This is a genomic window from Paraburkholderia sp. EG287B, from assembly GCF_040965595.1.
Lineage (GTDB): Bacteria > Pseudomonadota > Gammaproteobacteria > Burkholderiales > Burkholderiaceae > Paraburkholderia.
Window position 1 is genome coordinate 258,742 of record NZ_JBFRCG010000001.1, and the last position, 18,290, is coordinate 277,031.

Genomic DNA, 18,290 nt, shown 5'->3' on the forward strand with positions numbered 1-18,290 from the left:
GCACGGGAAGCTGCATCAAGCTCCGTATGCGCCGAGGATTGAATCCCCCGGCACCGCGTTTACTTCGACTGCGACTTCGCCAGCTGCTGCCACGTCTCGACAACCGAGTCCGGGTTCAGCGAGATCGAAGCGATGCCCTCTTCCGCGAGCCACTGGGCGAAGTCCGGATGGTCGGACGGGCCCTGACCGCAGATGCCGACGTACTTGTTCAGACGGCGGCAGGTTTCGATCGCGCGCTTGAGCATGAACTTCACGGCCGGATCGCGCTCGTCGAAGTCGACGGCCAGCAGTTCCATGCCCGAGTCCCGGTCGAGGCCGAGCGTGAGCTGCGTAAGGTCGTTCGAGCCGATCGAGAAGCCGTCGAAGTACTGCAGGAACTCTTCGGCGAGGATCGCGTTCGACGGCACTTCGCACATCATGATCAGCTTGAGGTCGTTCACGCCGCGCTTGAGGCCGAACTTCTCGAGCAGGCCGACGACGCGCTCCGCCTGCTTGAGCGTGCGCACGAACGGCACCATGATCTCGACGTTCGAGAGCCCCATTTCTTCACGCACGCGCTTGAGCGCCAGGCACTCCATTTCGAACGCCTGCGCGAAGTCTTCGGCGATGTAACGCGACGCGCCGCGGAAACCCAGCATCGGGTTTTCTTCGTCCGGCTCGTAGCGCGAACCGCCGATCAGCTTCTTGTACTCGTTCGACTTGAAGTCCGACAGACGCACGATCACAGGCTTCGGATAGAACGCCGCCGCGATCGTGGCGATGCCTTCCGTGAGCTTGTCGACGTAGAACGCGCGCGGCGAGGCGTGGCCGCGTGCCACGCTTTCCACGGCCTTCTTCAGGTCCGCGTCGACATTCGGGTACTCGAGAATCGCCTTCGGGTGCACGCCGATGTTGTTGTTGATGATGAACTCGAGACGCGCGAGGCCAACACCCGCATTCGGCAGTTGCGAGAAGTCGAACGCGAGCTGCGGGTTGCCGACGTTCATCATGATCTTGACCGGAATGGCCGGCAGATCGCCACGCTGCACTTCGCTGACTTCGGTTTCGAGCAGCCCGTCGTAGATGCGGCCTTCGTCGCCTTCCGCGCACGAAACCGTCACGAGCGCGCCGTCCTTCAGCACGTCGGTCGCGTCGCCACAGCCCACCACGGCCGGCACGCCCAGCTCACGCGCGATGATCGCGGCGTGGCAGGTACGGCCGCCACGGTTCGTGACGATCGCCGAAGCGCGCTTCATCACCGGCTCCCAGTTCGGGTCGGTCATGTCGGCGACGAGCACGTCGCCCGGCTGCACGCGTTCCATTTCGGACGGGTCGTGAATCACCTTCACTCGGCCCGCGCCGATCTTCTGGCCGATCGCGCGGCCCGTTGCGAGCACCTGCGACTGGCCCTTGAGCTTGAAGCGCTGCTCGACCTTGCCGGCGGCCTGGCTCTTCACGGTCTCCGGACGCGCCTGGAGAATGAAGATCTTGCCGTCGAGGCCGTCCTTGCCCCACTCGATGTCCATCGGACGCTGGTAGTGCTTCTCGATGATGACGGCGTACTTGGCCAGCTCGATCACGTCTTCGTCGGTGATCGAGAAGCGGTTGCGCTGTTCGTGCGAGACGTCGACCGTCTTCACGCGGCCCGGCTCGCCCGGCTGCGTGAATTCCATCTTGATGAGCTTCGAACCGATCGAGCGGCGGATGATCGGCGCCTTGCCCTGCGCGAGCGTGGTCTTGAAGACGTAGAACTCGTCCGGATTCACCGCGCCCTGCACGACCGTCTCACCGAGGCCGTAGCTCGACGTGATGAAGACGGCGTCCTTGAAGCCCGATTCGGTGTCCAGCGTGAACATCACGCCTGCGGCGCCGCGGTCCGAGCGGACCATGCGCTGCACGCCAGCCGACAGCGCGACTTCGGCGTGGGTGAAGCCCTTGTGGACGCGATAGGAAATGGCGCGGTCGTTGTAGAGCGACGCGAACACGTGCTTGAGGCGATCGAGCACGTCTTCGATGCCGACCACGTTGAGGTAGCTTTCCTGTTGACCGGCAAACGATGCGTCGGGCAGGTCTTCCGCCGTTGCCGACGAACGCACGGCGAACGAGAGCTCAGACGGCGAACCGTTCTGCAGCGTCTCGAAACCGGCGCGGATGTCCGCTTCGAGTTTGGGCTGCAGCGGCGCGTCGATGATCCACTGACGGATCTCCTTGCCAGCTTCGGCCAGCGCCTTCACGTCGTCGACGTCGAACGTCTCCAGACGAGCGGCGATCCGTTCGGTCAGGTTGTTATGTTTCAGGAAGTCGCGGAAGGCGAGCGCGGTCGTCGCGAAGCCCGTGGGCACCCGCACGCCTGCTTCAGCCAACTGGCTGATCATTTCGCCGAGCGAGGCGTTCTTGCCGCCCACGATCTCGACATCGGTCATCCGCAACTGCTCGAAAGGCACTACATACGCCTGATCCTTGGCAACGGTGTTAGTCATACAAGCCCCTAAGTGTGAAAAAAATTCACGATTGCGCAAGTGGGCTCGAACGCGGTCCGCCCATTGGAAGCGGATTCGCGTCTTGCGCAACCTGTTGGAGAAGCAATCGCTCACGGGGCGCGAACGAATTTCCATTCAATGGAAAAGCACGGAGATGCGTGCGATTCCATGGAGTTAGACGGAATCGCTGCAAATTGACACCAGAATGCACCGCGATAGGCGGCTGTTTGGCGCGGTTGCACTGCAATTGCTTATCCAACAGGTTGCCGCTATTCTACCGTGCCGACTCTGGAATTTGTGCCAGTCGGCGAGAATTGCCCCTCGGTCCCGCCGGACGGGGCTTTCCGGGCGCCCAAGCCTGTCCCGAGCGGCCCTGCAGCTCACGTACCCAGCCTCAACCGATGCCGCCTACCGTATTCATCGTCTCCGACGGTACCGGGATCACTGCCGAAACTTTCGCGCATTCGATCCTGTCGCAGTTCGACCAGAAATTCCGCCTCGTGCGCGTGCCCTTCGTCGATTCGTCCGAAAAGGCCTACTCGACCGCCGAGAAGATCAACGAAGCCGCCGTGCAGGACGGCCGCCGCCCGATCGTGTTCACGACCCTCGTGGACAGCAACTCGAACGAGATCGTCAAGCGCGCGAATGCGCTCGTGATGGACATGTTCCAGACCTTCGTGGAACCGCTCGAGCAGGAGCTGGAGCTCAAGTCGAGCCACGCCATGGGCCGCGGCCACCAGAACGCCGACACCGACGAATACAAGAACCGTATCGAGGCGATCAACTTCTCGCTCGCGCACGACGACGGCCAGTCGGACCGCAATCTCGCCGACGCCGACGTGATCCTCGTGGGCGTCTCGCGCAGCGGCAAGACGCCGACCAGCCTGTATCTCGCGATGCAGTACGGTGTGAAGGCCGCGAACTACCCGCTCATCCCCGACGATTTCGAGCGCGGCAAGCTGCCGAATGCGTTGCTTTCGCATCGCACGAAGATCTTCGGCCTCTCGATCGACCCGCAGCGCCTCACCGAGATCCGCAACGAGCGGCGCCCGGGCAGCAAGTACGCCGCGCTGGAAAATTGCCGCTATGAGGTCAACGAAGCCGAGGCGATGATGCGGCGCGAAGGCATCAAGTGGCTCTCGTCGACGCACAAGTCGATCGAGGAAATCGCCACCACGATCCTGCAAGAAATCCGCATCGACAAGCCGTCGTATTGAAACGCCCGGCCTGAAACGAAAAAGCCTGCGTCCGAGCGGGCTTTTTTATTGCTCGCCGGCGCGAGCGTCAACGTGCGTGGCGCTGCTGCCGGCATTGCTCGAACACGCATACGGCCGCCGCCGCCGCGACGTTGAGCGACTCCATGCCGCCCGGCTGCGGAATCGTCACGCGCAGCGCGGCCGCGTCGCGCCATACCTGCGAGACGCCCGCGCCTTCGTTGCCGAACACCCACGCGACCTGACCCGTGAGATCGGCCTCGTCGATCGCCTGCGCGCCATGCGAATCGGTGATGACGACCGGCACGCCGAGCATCTCGACGAGCGCTTCGGCCTCCACGTTCTCGAACACCTGCAAGAGGAAATGCGCGCCCATCGCCGAGCGCAGCACCTTCGACGACCACACATAGGCCGTACCCGGCGTGCAGAACACCTTGTCGATGCCGGCCGCCGCCGCGCTGCGCAGGATCGAGCCGACGTTGCCGGCGTCCTGCAAGCCGTCGAGCACGAGGCAGGTCGATGCGATGCGCTCGGGCAACTGCGTCTCGGGCATATCGACGAGCAGCAGCAGCCCCACGCCGTGCACCACGTTCGAGAGTTGCCCGAAGAGCGCATCGGGCAGTGTGATGACACGGCGCTCGTCCACGCGGGCGACGATGGCCTGCGCTTCTTCATGCGCGAGCGCGCCTTCGGTCACCACGCAGTATTCGGGTTGCGTGCCGCCGTCGAGCCACGCGCTCGCGAGATGGAAGCCTTCGAGCAAGGCCTGATGGCTGCGCCGCTGCTGATGCGTCGAGCCGGCGAGCGCCTTGAGGCGCTTGTAGAGCGGATTGTCGCGCGAGGTAATGGCTTTCACGGGCAGCTCTGGCGGGTCAAATGAGGATCGGGAGATGGAAAAACGGCGGCGCCGGCACTACGCGAAACGGCGCAGGCTCGCGCGAGACGCCGTCAGCGGCTCAAGGCAGCGGCGCGAAGGCGTCGTCTGCTTCGAGGCCGGCGACGTCGCTGACCACCGTCGAAGCACCGGGCAGGACGATGCCGTGCAGTACATACGCGTCGCGCACGGGCGCGAACGAGCGCCGGTGGTGCTCGCACGGACCATGCACGCGCAACGCTTCGAGGTGCTGCGGCGTGCCGTAGCCCGCATGGGCGTCGAAGCCGTAATACGGATGGAACTGGTGCAGATCGACCAGCATGCGGTCGCGCGTGACCTTCGCGATGATCGACGCCGCCGAAATACTCGGCACGAGCGCGTCGCCGCCGATCACGGCCTCGCTGCGCACCGGCATCACCGGGCAGCGATTGCCGTCGATCTTCGCGAGCGTTGGCACGATGCTCAAGCCTTCGACCGCACGCCGCATCGCCAGCATCGTCGCGTGCAGGATGTTGAGCGTGTCGATTTCCTCGACGCTCGCCGACGCGACGCACCACGCGAGCGAGCGTTCGACGATGCGCTCGTAGAGCGTTTCACGCACCTGCGCCGTCAGCACCTTCGAATCGTTGAGCCCGCGAATCGGCCGCGCCGGATCGAGAATCACGGCCGCCGCGACCACGGGCCCGGCGAGCGGCCCGCGGCCGGCCTCGTCCACGCCGCAGATCACGTCGTCCGGCGATTCGAACAGCAGTCCGGCCTGGCGCGCCGCCTTGCGACGCGCGGCGAGTTTGAGCGCCGCTTGCGACGGCGGCTTTTTCTCCGCCTGCGCTGTCGTGCGCCTGGCCGTGCGCTTGATCGTGCCCTCGCTCATGCCCGCCCCTTTCGGCCTTCGACGATGCTTGCGACCACCTCGGCCGCGCGCTCCGCGGTGTTCTGGCGCAGGGTCAGATGCATCTGCGTGAACACCTCGGTCAGCGTGCGCCGGTTTGCCTCGTCCTGCAACTGCGTGAGCGTTGCGTCGGCAAGCGCCTCCGGCGTCGCGAAGTGCTGCAGGATTTCCGGCACGACGAAGCGGCCCGCGAGTATGTTCGGCAGGCCCACGTACGGCAGATAGGCCTGGCGGCGCATGATCTGCCCTGTGAGCCAGGGCACCTTGTAGGAGATGACCATCGGCTTCTTGAGCAGCGCCGCTTCGAGCGTGACCGTGCCGCTCTTCACGAGGATCGCGTCGGCGGCCGTCATGGCGAGTTGCGACTGGCCGTCGATGATCGTGAGCGCGAGACCCTGATGCGCGTTCGCGAGTTCCTGCAGCTGCGCGTGGATGGCCGGCGTTGCCGCCGGCATCACGAAACGCAGCGCCGGCTCGCGCCGCTGCATGATCTGCATCGCGTCGAAGAAGGTCGGGCCGATCAGGTTGATTTCCGAGCGGCGGCTGCCCGGCAGCACCGCGATCACCGGCCCGCTTTCCGGCAGGCCCAGCGTGCGGCGCGCGCCGGGCATGTCCGGTTCGAGCGGAATCTCGTCGGCGAGCGGATGGCCCACGTACGAGGCCGCCACCCCGGACTTCTCGAGCAGCGCCGTTTCGAACGGGAACACGCACAGCATGTGATCCACGGCCTTCTGGATCTTCTTGATACGACCGCCGCGCCACGCCCAGATCGACGGGCAGACGAAGTGGATCGTCGGAATGCCCGCGTCGCGCAGCGCGTGCTCGAGGCCGAAGTTGAAGTCTGGCGCGTCCACGCCGATGAAGGCGTCAGGCGGTTCGGCCAGCAACTGATGCTTGAGCTCGTTGCGGATGCGCAGAATCTCGGGAATGTGGCGCAGCGCCTCGACGTAGCCGCGCACCGAGAGCTTTTCCATCGGCCAGTGCGCGTCGAAGCCGGCGGCCGTCATGCGCGGGCCGCCAATTCCGTAGTACTGCGTAGTGTCGGGCAAGCGGGCTTTGAGACCTGCAAGCAGCGACGACGCAAGCAGGTCGCCGGACGGCTCGCCGGCGACCATTGCCAGGCGCAGCGGACGCGTTTGCAGCGCCATCGATCAGCGAATGATGCCGCGTTGCGACTGCTCGACGAAGTCGAGCAGCGCCTTCACGTGCACGTCGCCGTCGCCGCCCGCCTGCGCGAGGTCGGCGAGCTGCACCTTCGCCTCTTCGAGCGAAAGCCCGTTCTTGTAGAGCGTGCGATACGCCGAGCGCAGCGCGGAAATCGCGTCAGCCGAAAAGCCGCGACGGCGCAGACCTTCGACGTTGATGCCGTGCGGCACCGCCTTGTTGCCGGCGGCGATCACGAACGGCGGCACGTCCTGCACGAGCGCCGAGGCGCCGCCGACCATCGAATGCGCGCCGATGCGCACGAACTGGTGCACGCCGGTCATGCCGCCGACGATCGCGTGGTCTTCGACGAACACGTGGCCCGCGAGTTGCGCGTTGCTCGACATGATGACGTTGTTGCCCAGACGGCAGTCGTGGCCCACGTGCACGTAGGCCATGATCCAGTTGTCGTCGCCGATGATCGTGACGCCGGTGTCCTGCACCGTGCCCGTATGCAGCGTCGTGAACTCGCGGATGGTGTTGCGGCTGCCGATTACGAGCTTGGTGGGCTCGCCCTTGTACTTCATGTCCTGCGGACGGCCGCCGATCGACGCGTAGTGGCCGATCGTGTTGTCTTCGCCAATCGTCGTGTGGCCTTCCAGCACGCTATGCGAACCGACCTTCGTGCGTGCACCGATGGTGACGTTCGCACCGATGACCGCGAACGGTCCGATTTCGACCGATTCGTCGATCTGCGCGCCCGACTCGACGACCGCAGTGGGATGGATCCTGCTCATTCGTCCTCGCTCTCCGATTCTGTTTCCGTGCGCCGGCGCCTCGAGGTCAAGGCGCGCTGCGGCATGCGGCGGCGCTGCTTATTGCGCCGCGTCCATTTTCTTGACGGTGCACATCAGTTCCGCCTCGCAGGCCACGGAGCCTTCGACTTCGGCCACCGCCTTGAACTTCCAGATGCCGCGCATGTAGCGCTCGAACGTCACGTTGAGGATGAGCTGGTCGCCCGGCTCGACTACGCGCTTGAAGCGCGCGCCGTCGATGCCCACGAAGTAGTACAGCGTATTCTCGAAGTCCTGCTCTTCCTCCGAGAACGTGAGCAGCGCGGCGGTTTGCGCCAGCGCCTCGAGAATCATCACGCCGGGCATGACCGGACGCTGCGGGAAGTGTCCCGTGAAAAAGGGCTCGTTGACCGTCACGTTCTTCAACGCCTTGATGCTCTTGTGCGGCTCCAGCTCGATGACCCGGTCCACCATCAGGAACGGATAGCGGTGCGGCAGCAGCGTGAGAATCTTGTGGATGTCGAAGTTGAGTTTTTCGATGTTCATGGTGGTTCTGCTCACGCAGGAATTGCGCGTGTGACTTTCGATTTCGATATTCGAGGCGCCGGACCAAACTCGCCCGCGCTGACGCGAAGTATGCGCCACGCCCGGGCTCCCGTGCATGCGTATTGCCCCGGGCGGGAAGCCCCGGGCGGGAAGCCCCGGGCGGGAAGCCCCGGGCGGAGGCCCCCCTGCGGGGAACCCCCAGGCGAGCAGCTTTGGCCGTCCGCTACGCAAAGCGGCGCGCCGCTCCCGCGACACGCCGCCCGCTACCTCGATACTGCTTTCTTATTCGCCCTGCGGCTTCTGGGCTACCGCCGCCTCGAGCGCCTTGATACGGTCGCGCAGCTTGTCGATGTTACGCAACAGCGCGGCGCTCTTGTTCCAGTCGGCGTGATCGACCGCCGGGAAAGCGCTCGTGTAGATGCCAGCCTTCGGCAACGACTTCGAGACGCCCGACTTCGCGGTGACGATCACGTAGTCGCCCAGCGTGACGTGCCCCGCGATGCCCACTGCGCCGCCGATCATGCAATGACGCCCGATCGTCGTGCTGCCCGCAATGCCGGCGCAGCCCGCGATGACCGTGTACGCGCCGATCCGGCAGTTGTGGCCGATCTGCACGAGGTTATCGATCTTCACGCATTCTTCGATGATCGTATCGGCCATCGCGCCACGGTCGATCGTGGTGTTCGCGCCGATCTCGACGTCCGGCCCGATGGCCACACCGCCCACCTGCGGAATCTTGACCCAGCTACCCGTGCGCGCGTCGCCTTCGCCCGTGAAATCGGGGGCGAAACCAAAGCCGTCCGAGCCGATCACGGCGCCGGCATGCACGATGGCGCGCGGGCCGAGCTTGCAGCTGTGGTAGACGGTCACGCCCGGATACAGGTGCGAGCCCTCGTCCACCTGGGTGCCGCGGCCGACGAAGACGTTCGCGTCGAGCCGTACGTTTTCCCCGATCACGGCGCCCGCTTCGACCGTGACGTTCGGGCCGATCACCGCGCTCGCGGCAACCTGCGCCTTCGCGTCGACGTGGGCGCTGGCGTGGATGCCCGGCTGCGCCTTCGGCGCGGCGAGGTCGATATACGCCTGCGCGACACGCGCGAAGTAAGCATACGGATTCGGTGTGACGATGAAGTTGCGTCCTTCGCGCGATGCGAGCTTCTCGAGGTCGCCGGGGCTGATGAGCACCGCGCCCGCGCGGGTCGTCCCGACCTGCGCGAGATACTTCGGATTGGCGAGGAACGCGAGCTGTTGCGGACCGGCCTGGTCGAGCGGCGCCAGCGAACTGACGCGTTGCGTCGCATCGCCCACCACTTCGCCGCCGAACCGCCCGACGATGTCCTCAAGCGTAAATGCCATGCGCGTGCTGCTCCTGCCTTAGTTGCTTTTCGTTGCCTTAGTTGCTGCTGCTAGCGCCAGCGCTATTCGCTGCGAGCGCCTTAAGCACCTGGTCGGTGATGTCGATGCGCGGGCTCACGTACACCGCTTCCTGCACGATCAGGTCGTAATGCTGCTGCTCGGCGATCTGCTTGATCACCTTGTTCGCCCGGTCGAGCACCGCCGCCAGTTCCTCATTGCGGCGCTGGTTCAGGTCTTCGCGGAATTCGCGCTGCTTGCGCTGGAAGTCGCTGTCGAGCGCGGACAGGTCGCGCTGCTTCGACGCGCGATCGGTCGGCGACATCGACGGGCCGTTCTTGTCGAGCGAATCGGACATCGACTTCAGGCGCTGCGCCATGTCCTGCAGATCCTTGTCGCGCTTGGCGAACTCGGCTTCGAGCTTGGTCTGCGCGGCCTTCGCGGGAGCGGATTCGCGCAGGATGCGATCGGAGTTCACCGCCGCGATCCTGGCTTCCTGCGCCTGCGCCACGCCCATGCCAAAACCGAGGAGCGCCAGCGACACGGTAATCGCCCCGATCGACCGTCTGGAAAACATACCCGTTAGCAAAGTCATCCTCTCGTTTCCTGGATTCCGGCGTCGTACGCTGCGCGCGCAACGAACGCCGGGCAAAACATACGTCAGAATGCCGTCCCGATCTGGAACTGGAACTTCTGGTACTGGTCGCCCGTGTGCTTGGTCACCGGGAAGCCCAGGCTCAGCTTGAGCGGGCCAATCGGCGAAATCCACGCGAGACCGAAACCGTAGCTGTAACGCAGGCCGTTGGCGCCAATGCTGTCGCCTTCCGTGCCCCAGACGTTACCACCATCGACAAACGTGAAGACGCGCAGCGTGCGGTCGTAGCCCGTACCCGGCAGCGGGAAGGTCAACTCGACGTTGCCTACGATCATCTTCGAACCGCCGATCGGGTCGTTCGTCTTGGCGTCGCGCGGACCCAGCGAGCTCGGCTCGTAGCCACGCACCGAACCGATACCACCGGCGTAGTAGTTCTTGAAGATCGGGTACGGCTTCCCGCCGAGGCCGTTACCGTAGCCGCCCTGGAAGTTCAGGCCCAGCACGAAGCCGCGCGCGAACGAGTAGTAGTACTGCGCCTGAATGTCGGCCTTGTAGTACTGCGTACCGCCAACCGGCGTGCCGTACTCGGCGTTCGCCTGCGTGAAGTAGCCCTTGCTCGGCACGAGCGCGCTGTCACGCGCGTCGCGCGACCAGCCCACCGTGAGCGGCACGTTGTTCGACACGCGGCCAAACTGGTGCACGTAGTCGATATAGCTCTGCGGCGTGTTCGAGTCGATGTCGAGCGTGTCCTGCTCGAAGCCGGCGCCGAAATAGACCGTGTCGACTTCCGAGAACGGGATGCCGAACTTGAGGTCGCCGCCCATCGTGATGATGCGGAAGCTCGAATCGGTCGAGTAGTACAGCGGCTGGTACGTGCGGTAGTAGACGTCGGTAATGCGCTTGATGCCGTCCACCGTGAAGTACGGGTCCACCTGTGTGAGGGCCAGCGTGCGGTACGTCTTCGCGGTGTTCACGTTCAGCGAGAGCGAGGTGCCCGAACCGAACACGTTGTCCTGCGACACGCCCGCCGACAGCACCACCTTGTCCGTGGACGAGAAGCCCGCACCCAGCGTGATCGCGCCGGTCGGCTTTTCGGCGACCTTCACGTTGACGTCCACCTGGTCGGCCGTGCCTTCCACGGGCACCGTGGTCACGTCGACGTCGGTGAAGTAGCCCAGACGGTTGATGCGGTCCTTCGACAGCGCGAGGCGGTTCGAATCGAACCACGAGCTTTCGAGCTGGCGCATTTCGCGGCGCACGACTTCGTCGCGGGTGCGGGTGTTGCCCACCACGTTGATGCGGCGCACGTACACGCGGCGGCTCGGATCGACCTGCAGCGTGAGGTTGACCGTGTGGTTCGCCTGATCGATCTGCGGCAGCGCATTGACGGTCGCGAACGCGTAACCGTACTCGCCGAGCTTGTCGACGATGGCCTTGGTCGTGGCCTGCAGCTTTTCGGCCGAAAAGGTATCGCCCGGCTTGATCTTGATGAGTTTCTTGAGCTCGGCCTCGCGGTCGAGCAGGTTGCCCGATAGCTGGATGCCCGACACCTTGTACGGCTCACCTTCGTGAATGCCGATGGTGAGGTACATGTCCTTCTTGTCGGGCGAGATCGAGACCTGCGTCGAGTCGATGTTGAACTCGAGGTAGCCGTGGTTCAGGTAGTACGAGCGCACGTTCTCGAGGTCGCCCGTGAGCTTTTCCTTCGAGTAGAGGTCGTTCTTCGTGTACCACGAGAACCAGTTCGGCGTGGACAGCTGCATCTCCGAGAGGAGCGTGCCGCTGCTGTACGTCTTGTTGCCGATGAAGTTGATCTGGCGGATCTTCGCGCTCGGACCTTCGACCACCGAAAACAGCAGACCGACGCGATTGCGGTCGATCGGCGTGACCGTGGTCGTGACCTCGGCGGCGTAGAAGCCGCGCGTGAGGTACTGGCGCTTGAGCTCCTGCTCGGCCTTGTCGACGAGCGCCTTGTCGTAGTAGCGGCCTTGCGAGAGGCCGACCGCGCGCAGCGCCTTCGTGAGGTTGTCCTTGTCGAATTCCTTGATGCCCGCGAAGTCGATCGTGCCGATGGCCGGGCGCTCCTGCACCTGCACCACCACTACGCCGCCTTCGGTGGCGATCTTCACGTCGTTGAAGAAGCCCGTCGCATACAGTGCGCGGATGGCCTCGGACGCCTTGTCGTCGGTGAACGTGTCGCCCTGCTTGATCGGCAGGTAGGCGAACACCGTGCCCGGCTCGACGCGTTGCAGCCCTTCGATGCGGATGTCCTGAACCACGAAAGGCGTCGTTGCTGCGTGGGCAACGAGTCCATGTGCGGCGATCGCCGCGGCCGCAACCGTTTTTGGAACCAAGCGATGAGGTCTAAACAACGTGCTTCCCCAATTATGTATAGCTGCATCAGGTCAGGCGGCCCGCCCACGGACGCCGCCAGACATCTTTAAAAATGGATTAACCGAGCCAGATCGTTGAACAACGCGATCGCCGACAGTGCGACGATGCAGGCAAGTCCCGCGCGCTGCAGTACGAGCTGCCAGCGGTCCGAGACGGCTTTGCCCGTTACGGCTTCAACCGCATAATATAACAGATGCCCCCCGTCCAATACCGGAATTGGGAGCAGATTCAATACGCCGAGGCTGATGCTCACGAGAGCGAGGAACGACAGGAACGCTGACGGACCGAGTCTCGCGCTCTTGCCGGCGTAGTCGGCGATCGTCACCGGGCCCGACAGATTCTTCAGCGAGGCTTCGCCCGTGATCATGCGGCCGAACATCCGCAGCGAATACACGGCGATGTCCCACGTGCGATGCGCACCGAGCCGCACGCTCTCGAGCGGCCCGTAGCGCACATCCACGGAAGGCGCCTGCGCCGAGAGCGCCGCGCCGATTCGGCCCACTTCCTCACCCGTCTGCGCGTCGCGCTGCAGTGTCGGCGTGACCGTGAGCGTGAGCGTCTGCTGCGCGTTCTGGCCAGCCTCGCCGCGCGCGACCGTGAGCCGCACGGGCTTGCCCGCACGCGCCTTCACCCAGGCGATGAAAGTGCTTGCGCTGTCCACGGGACGGCCGTCGACGGCGCGCAGTTGATCGCCCGCCTGCAGTCCGGCATGTTGCGCCGCACTACCCGCTTCCACGGCCGCCACCTTGAGCGTGTTGCCGCCCGCCTCGAGCCCGAGCTTCGCCATGAAGTCGTCGTCGAGATCCTTGCTGGTCAATTGCGAGAGATCGAGCGGGAAATCGTAGGTGCCTTCGCCATCACGCGCGGCAAGGACGACATGGCCCTGGTCGAACGCCGTCGCGAGCAGTTTCCAGCGCAGGTCCGACCACGAACGCACGGGCTCGGTGCGGCTGCCGTTTGCATCGCTCACCGAAAGAATCGTTTCGCCGCCCTGGAAGCCGGCCCGAGCCGCCGCGGTTTGCGCGGGCGGCGCCGCGACGATGGCCTTCTGCTCGGTCACGCCGCTCGCGTAGACCACCGAAAAGAGTGCGACGGCCAGCACGAAGTTGGCGATGGGGCCCGCCGCGACGATTGCAATGCGCTTGCCGACCGACTGGCGGTTGAACGCGTGCGGCAGATCGCTTGCGGGAATCTGGTCGGGCGACTCGCGCTCGTCGAGCATCTTCACGTAGCCGCCGAGCGGCAGCGCCGCGATGGTCCACTCGGTGCCGCTCTTCTTGCTGACCCACTGGACGAGCGGCCGGCCAAAGCCGATCGAGAAACGCAGGACCTTCACGCCGCACAGGCGCGCGACGCTGTAGTGCCCGTATTCGTGCACGACGACCAGCACGCCGATCGCCACGACGAATGCGACCAGTTCGGTAAGCAGGTTCATGAGCGCCTCCTGGGCTGGAAGCAGCGCACCGGTGCGGGAGCGGCCCCGAGGTCAGGCTTGCGTGCCTGAGGGGCCGCCTGGGCCCTTCCGCAAGCCCCTCGCTGACCTGTCAGGCCGGCACCGGCAGGCTGTCTATGATGGTGTGAGCCGCGCGGCGGGCCGCCGCGTCGACTTCGAGCACGACTTCGAGACTCGACGCGTTGCGGTTCTCGAGTGCGTTCAGTACGGCATCCACCGTCTGGGCGATGGCCATGAAGCCGATGCGCCGGTTCAAAAATGCTTCGACTGCCACTTCGTTCGCCGCGTTGAGCGCCGCGCTCGCCACGCCGCCGGCGGCCAATGCCTGCATCGCGAGTGCGAGACACGGAAAGCGCGCGTAGTCGGGCTTCTCGAACGTGAGCGTCGCGATCTGCGCGAGATCCAGCTGCGCGACGCCGGAGTCGACGCGGTCCGGGTACGCCAGCGCGTGCGCAATCGGCGTGCGCATGTCGGGGTTGCCTAGTTGCGCGAGCACCGAACCGTCGGCGTACGAAACCATCGAGTGGATCACGCTCTGCGGGTGGATCAGCACGTCGATGCGCTCGCCCGGCAGGTCGAACAGATAGTGCGCCTCGATCACTTCGAGGCCCTTGTTCATCATCGTGGCCGAATCGACGGAGATCTTGCGGCCCATCGACCAGTTCGGGTGCTTGCAGGCCTCGTCGGGCGTCACGTTCACGAGCGTCGAGGGCTCGCGGGTGCGGAACGGGCCGCCCGAGGCGGTCAGGATGATCTTCGTGACGCCGTCGCGCTCGGCGTTTTCGCGCGGGAAGCATTGGAACACGGCGTTGTGCTCGCTGTCGAGCGGCAGTAGCACGGCGCCGCTGTCGCACACGGCATCGATGAAGATGTCGCCGGACATCACGAGCGCTTCCTTGTTGGCGAGCAGGATCTGCTTGCCGGCCTTCGCCGCCGCGAGCGTGGGCGCGAGACCCGCCGCGCCGACAATAGCCGCGACCACCGTGTCGCAGCCATCGCTCTTCGAGACTTCGACGAGCGCCTGCGGCCCGTACGTCACGACGGTCTTCGAGCCGGCCGCGCGCAGCTTGCGCTCGACCTGGGCGGCGGTGTCGGCGTCGCCGACCACAGCCACTTCGGGGGCGAAGCGCAGGCATTGTTCGACGAGCTTCTCGCCGTTGCGATGCGCAGTGAGTGCATAGACCGAGAAGCGTTGCGGATGACGCGCGACGACGTCGAGCGTGCTGTCTCCGATCGAGCCCGTGGAACCGAGCAGTGTGAGTCGTTTTTGCATATTCAAATCTCTAACCGGGCGTCCTGGCCAGGCGCCTTTAGCCGAGCAGCAGCATGGCAAGCGGCAGCACGGGCAGCAGTGCGTCGATGCGGTCGAGGACTCCGCCGTGGCCCGGCAGGAGCCCGCTCGAATCCTTCACGCCGGCCTGGCGCTTCAGCATCGACTCGAACAGATCGCCGATCACGCTGAACGCGACCAGCACCGTAAGTACGAAAAGCGCACGACCGAGCCCGATCTGGGCGGCGAGCGCGGAATACAGCGTGGGTTCGAACGCGTGCAGCGCGATTGCCGCGCCGGACACCACCATCACAGCGGCCCAGCCGCCCACGGCGCCCTCCCAGGTCTTGCCGGGGCTGATCGAAAGCGCAAGCTTATGCTTTCCGAATGCCTTACCTGCAAAGTATGCGCCGATATCGGCCAGCCAGACCACGAGCAACAGGGACAAAACGAACGCCACACCGGCCGTGCGCGCGGCCACGAGGGCGTGCCAGCAGGCCGCGAAGACGACGAGACCGGCGGCCAGCAGGAAGCCGCGCCAGGCGCCGGCGGCGAGCACCGGCTTGCGCAGCAGCACGTAAGGACCGGCGATGATCCAGAACACGCCCGCGGCCTGAAAGAGCGGCCGGGGCGCCGGCAGACGCGTGCTGAGCGCCACGGCGGCCGCCGCGATCACGGCGTAGACGATCGAGCCGGCCGCGCCCGCCTTCAGGAGGCGCGCCCACTCCCACGCGGCGAACACGACTACGACGCCGATCAGCGCGCCGAACGCCGCCACGGGCGCGAACAGCGTGATCGGCAGGAAGACTGCCAGCAGGACGAGCGCCGTAATGACGCGGGTCTTCAGCATGAAAGGGAATCGGCGTTCTGGGCGACGACCTGCGCGCTCGTGCGGCCGAAGCGGCGCTCGCGCTCGGCATACGACGCGATGGCGCGGCTGAGCGCTTCGGCGTCGAAATCCGGCCAGAACGTGTCGGTGAAATAGAACTCGGCGTAGGCGAGTTGCCAGAGCAGGAAGTTGCTCACGCGCTGCTCGCCGCCCGTGCGGATGAAGAGGTCCGGTTCGGGCGCGTAGGCCATGGCCAGATGCTGGGACAGCGTGTCTTCGGTGACGGGAACCGGCTGGCCCGTGGCTGCCGCTTCCTCGACCAGCTTGCGCGTGGCCTGCAGGATATCCCAGCGGCCGCCGTAGTTTGCGGCGATCGTGAGGGTGAGACGGGTGTTGCGCGCGGTTTTGGTTTCCGCGCGGCGAATCAGGTCCTGGATGCGCTCGTTGAACATCGACAGGTCGCCGACCACGCGCAGGCGGATGCCGTTCGCGTGCAGGCGCGCCACCTCGCGCTCGAGCGCGGTGACGAACAGGCGCATGAGGAACGACACTTCGTCGCTCGGGCGGCGCCAGTTCTCGGAACTGAAGGCGAAGAGCGTGACGTATTCGACGCCGCGCTCCACGCACGATTCGACGACCGAACGCACGGCATCGACGCCGCGCGTATGGCCCGCGACGCGCGGCAGGCGCCGCTGGGTTGCCCAACGGCCATTGCCGTCCATGATGATCGCGATGTGGCGCGGTACGGCCGCCACGTCGGGCACGCGAACGGTTGAGCTGGTATAGGTCATGGCCGTCGGACTGTAACTGCGATAAAAAAGGGAAACCGCCGGAAGTCAGGCGAATCTGGAAGCCCTGAGGCCTCAGACCGTCATGATCTCGGCTTCCTTCGTTTGCACGAGCTTGTCGATCTCGGTCACGAAGCGGTCAGTCAGCTTCTGGACTTCGTCGCTGCCACGGCGCTCGTCGTCTTCGGAAATTTCCTTGTCCTTCACGAGCTTCTTGAGCTGCTCGTTGGCGTCGCGACGCAGGTTGCGCACGGCGACCTTCGCCGTTTCACCTTCGTTCTTGACGACCTTCGTGAGCTCCTTGCGGCGCTCTTCGGTCAGTGCGGGCATCGGCACGCGGATCAGGTCGCCGTGCGTGGCCGGGTTCAGGCCGAGATCCGACTCGCGGATCGCCTTTTCGATGACCGGCACCATCTTCTTTTCCCACGCCTGCACGCCGATCGTGCGCGCGTCGACGAGCGTGAGGTTCGCGACCTGCGAAATGGGCACGGGCGAACCGTAGTAGTCGACCTGGATGTGGTCGAGCAAGCCGGTATGGGCGCGGCCCGTGCGGATTTTCGCCAGATCGCTCTTGAACGCGTCGATCGAGCGCTGCATTTTCTGCTCGGCGCCCTTCTTGATGTCAGCCACAGCCATTTTGATACCTCCGAACCTTCATAACGGAACGAGCCCGCCAGCGCGCTGATGGGCGGCGCGGCCCGTGTTCGAACCTCTCGTGAAACGAGAGTTTACACGTGGACGAGCGTACCTTCGTCTTCGCCCAGAACGATGCGCTTGAGCGCACCCGGCTTGACGATGGAAAAAACCCGGATCGGCAGCTTCTGGTCGCGGCACAGCGCGAACGCGGTGGCGTCCATCACCTGCAGGTTGCGGCCAATTGCCTCATCGAAGCTGATCGTCGAGTAGCGCGTCGCGGTCGGGTCCTTCTTCGGGTCGGCCGAGTAGACGCCGTCGACCTTGGTGGCCTTCAGCACGACTTCAGCGCCGACTTCCGAGCCGCGCAGCGCGGCAGCCGTGTCGGTGGTGAAGAACGGGTTGCCCGTGCCGGCCGCGAAGATCACGACCTTGCCTTCTTCGAGCTGGCGAATCGCGCGGGGGCGGATGTACGGCTCGACGACCTGGTCCATGCGCAGCGCCGACTGCACGCGCGCTTCGATGCCTGCGTGGCGCATGGCGTCCTGCAGCGCGAGCGCGTTCATCATCGTGGCGAGCATGCCCATGTAGTCGGCCGTTGCGCGGTCCATACCGGCCGCGCCGCCCGCGACGCCGCGGAAAATGTTGCCGCCGCCGATCACGACTGCGAGCTGGGTGCCCAGACGCACCACCTCGGCCACGTCTGCCACCATACGTTCGATCGTGGCGCGATTGATGCCAAAGGCATCATCGCCCATCAGGGCTTCGCCGGAAAGTTTGAGCAGGACGCGTTTATAGGCGGGTGTGGGCATGGAGGTATCCAGGATCGCGCGCAAAGGGCAATAACTTGAAACTGTAGGGGTGAAATACGGCTTCGGGCAAGCGCCGCCAGAAATAGCGAAGATTTCCGACGCCGCGCACGGCGGGGGACTACCATGCGCGTCGCCGCTACGCTGCCCGCCACGGCGGATTGCTCCGCCACGGCTTACAACTCAGCAAACTGCGGTGCTAACTGCGGTACTGCAACAACTGCGATTGCCGCCTGCCGTGCTGGGC

Annotated in this window: 16 protein-coding genes; 1 reads left to right on the plus strand and 15 read right to left on the minus strand. The window is 65.1% G+C overall.

All coding sequences use genetic code 11. From position 1 onward, the window contains the following. Window positions 1-59 precede the first annotated feature (59 nt). Window positions 60-2,459, minus strand: coding sequence for a phosphoenolpyruvate synthase (ppsA, locus tag AB4Y40_RS01160; RefSeq protein ID WP_368686122.1), 2,400 nt, complete (start codon window positions 2,457-2,459; stop codon window positions 60-62). A 401-nt stretch (window positions 2,460-2,860) separates the two neighbouring features. Between ppsA and AB4Y40_RS01165 the strand changes: the two genes are divergently transcribed. After that, window positions 2,861-3,676, plus strand: a complete 816-nt coding sequence (locus tag AB4Y40_RS01165) for a pyruvate, water dikinase regulatory protein (RefSeq protein ID WP_368686123.1) — start codon at window positions 2,861-2,863, stop codon at window positions 3,674-3,676. A 67-nt stretch (window positions 3,677-3,743) separates the two neighbouring features. Here AB4Y40_RS01165 and AB4Y40_RS01170 read toward each other — a convergent pair whose 3' ends face one another. From AB4Y40_RS01170 to pyrH, 14 genes are all read right to left on the minus strand, one after another. Then, window positions 3,744-4,529 (minus strand): TrmH family RNA methyltransferase, encoded by a 786-nt coding sequence (locus AB4Y40_RS01170; RefSeq protein ID WP_368686124.1) that lies wholly within the window; start codon window positions 4,527-4,529, stop codon window positions 3,744-3,746. A gap of 100 nt (window positions 4,530-4,629) precedes the next feature. Further along, window positions 4,630-5,418, minus strand: coding sequence for a ribonuclease HII (gene rnhB, locus AB4Y40_RS01175; RefSeq protein ID WP_368686125.1), 789 nt, complete (start codon window positions 5,416-5,418; stop codon window positions 4,630-4,632). After that, the gene (gene lpxB / locus AB4Y40_RS01180; protein ID WP_368686126.1) at window positions 5,415-6,584 is read right to left on the minus strand and encodes a lipid-A-disaccharide synthase; all 1,170 of its coding nucleotides are present in this window, start codon (window positions 6,582-6,584) and stop codon (window positions 5,415-5,417) included. The genes rnhB and lpxB overlap by 4 nt, the downstream gene beginning before the upstream one ends. A gap of 3 nt (window positions 6,585-6,587) precedes the next feature. Then, window positions 6,588-7,376: an acyl-ACP--UDP-N-acetylglucosamine O-acyltransferase gene (lpxA, locus tag AB4Y40_RS01185; protein WP_342921362.1), complete on the minus strand. Its 789-nt coding sequence runs from the start codon at window positions 7,374-7,376 to the stop codon at window positions 6,588-6,590. A gap of 78 nt (window positions 7,377-7,454) precedes the next feature. Next, the gene (gene fabZ / locus AB4Y40_RS01190; protein ID WP_028204052.1) at window positions 7,455-7,919 is read right to left on the minus strand and encodes a 3-hydroxyacyl-ACP dehydratase FabZ; all 465 of its coding nucleotides are present in this window, start codon (window positions 7,917-7,919) and stop codon (window positions 7,455-7,457) included. 282 nt (window positions 7,920-8,201) lie between these two features. Continuing rightward, entirely contained in the window at window positions 8,202-9,275 is a 1,074-nt protein-coding gene (gene lpxD / locus AB4Y40_RS01195) for a UDP-3-O-(3-hydroxymyristoyl)glucosamine N-acyltransferase (RefSeq protein WP_368686127.1), read from the minus strand. 37 nt (window positions 9,276-9,312) lie between these two features. Beyond that, window positions 9,313-9,861 (minus strand): OmpH family outer membrane protein, encoded by a 549-nt coding sequence (locus tag AB4Y40_RS01200; protein ID WP_368686341.1) that lies wholly within the window; start codon window positions 9,859-9,861, stop codon window positions 9,313-9,315. A gap of 71 nt (window positions 9,862-9,932) precedes the next feature. Next, window positions 9,933-12,239, minus strand: coding sequence for an outer membrane protein assembly factor BamA (gene bamA / locus AB4Y40_RS01205; protein ID WP_368686128.1), 2,307 nt, complete (start codon window positions 12,237-12,239; stop codon window positions 9,933-9,935). A 68-nt stretch (window positions 12,240-12,307) separates the two neighbouring features. Continuing rightward, entirely contained in the window at window positions 12,308-13,696 is a 1,389-nt protein-coding gene (rseP, locus tag AB4Y40_RS01210; RefSeq protein ID WP_368686129.1) for an RIP metalloprotease RseP, read from the minus strand. Window positions 13,697-13,805: 109 nt separating this feature from the next. Next, window positions 13,806-14,987, minus strand: a complete 1,182-nt coding sequence (locus AB4Y40_RS01215; protein ID WP_368686130.1) for a 1-deoxy-D-xylulose-5-phosphate reductoisomerase — start codon at window positions 14,985-14,987, stop codon at window positions 13,806-13,808. 37 nt (window positions 14,988-15,024) lie between these two features. Beyond that, entirely contained in the window at window positions 15,025-15,834 is an 810-nt protein-coding gene (locus AB4Y40_RS01220) for a phosphatidate cytidylyltransferase (protein WP_368686131.1), read from the minus strand. Beyond that, entirely contained in the window at window positions 15,828-16,604 is a 777-nt protein-coding gene (locus tag AB4Y40_RS01225) for an isoprenyl transferase (RefSeq protein WP_368686132.1), read from the minus strand. Before AB4Y40_RS01225 ends, AB4Y40_RS01220 begins: the two co-directional genes overlap by 7 nt. Before the next feature lie 72 nt (window positions 16,605-16,676). After that, the gene (gene frr, locus AB4Y40_RS01230; RefSeq protein ID WP_368686133.1) at window positions 16,677-17,237 is read right to left on the minus strand and encodes a ribosome recycling factor; all 561 of its coding nucleotides are present in this window, start codon (window positions 17,235-17,237) and stop codon (window positions 16,677-16,679) included. A 92-nt stretch (window positions 17,238-17,329) separates the two neighbouring features. Further along, window positions 17,330-18,046 carry a UMP kinase gene (pyrH, locus tag AB4Y40_RS01235; protein WP_028204061.1) on the minus strand — a complete coding sequence of 239 codons (717 nt, stop codon included), beginning with the start codon at window positions 18,044-18,046 and terminating at the stop codon, window positions 17,330-17,332. Between the last annotated feature and the right edge of the window lie 244 nt (window positions 18,047-18,290).

Bases quoted from the DNA above. Each gene is read 5' to 3' on its own strand.
- ppsA (WP_368686122.1), bottom strand. From the start codon at position 2,459: ATGACTAACACCGTTGCCAAGGATCAGGCGTATGTAGTGCCTTTCGAG.
- AB4Y40_RS01165 (WP_368686123.1), top strand. From the start codon at position 2,861: ATGCCGCCTACCGTATTCATCGTCTCCGACGGTACCGGGATCACTGCC.
- rnhB (WP_368686125.1), bottom strand. From the start codon at position 5,418: ATGAGCGAGGGCACGATCAAGCGCACGGCCAGGCGCACGACAGCGCAG.
- lpxB (WP_368686126.1), bottom strand. From the start codon at position 6,584: ATGGCGCTGCAAACGCGTCCGCTGCGCCTGGCAATGGTCGCCGGCGAG.
- lpxA (WP_342921362.1), bottom strand. From the start codon at position 7,376: ATGAGCAGGATCCATCCCACTGCGGTCGTCGAGTCGGGCGCGCAGATC.
- fabZ (WP_028204052.1), bottom strand. From the start codon at position 7,919: ATGAACATCGAAAAACTCAACTTCGACATCCACAAGATTCTCACGCTG.
- lpxD (WP_368686127.1), bottom strand. From the start codon at position 9,275: ATGGCATTTACGCTTGAGGACATCGTCGGGCGGTTCGGCGGCGAAGTG.
- rseP (WP_368686129.1), bottom strand. From the start codon at position 13,696: ATGAACCTGCTTACCGAACTGGTCGCATTCGTCGTGGCGATCGGCGTG.
- AB4Y40_RS01215 (WP_368686130.1), bottom strand. From the start codon at position 14,987: ATGCAAAAACGACTCACACTGCTCGGTTCCACGGGCTCGATCGGAGAC.
- AB4Y40_RS01220 (WP_368686131.1), bottom strand. From the start codon at position 15,834: ATGCTGAAGACCCGCGTCATTACGGCGCTCGTCCTGCTGGCAGTCTTC.
- AB4Y40_RS01225 (WP_368686132.1), bottom strand. From the start codon at position 16,604: ATGACCTATACCAGCTCAACCGTTCGCGTGCCCGACGTGGCGGCCGTA.
- frr (WP_368686133.1), bottom strand. From the start codon at position 17,237: ATGGCTGTGGCTGACATCAAGAAGGGCGCCGAGCAGAAAATGCAGCGC.
- pyrH (WP_028204061.1), bottom strand. From the start codon at position 18,046: ATGCCCACACCCGCCTATAAACGCGTCCTGCTCAAACTTTCCGGCGAA.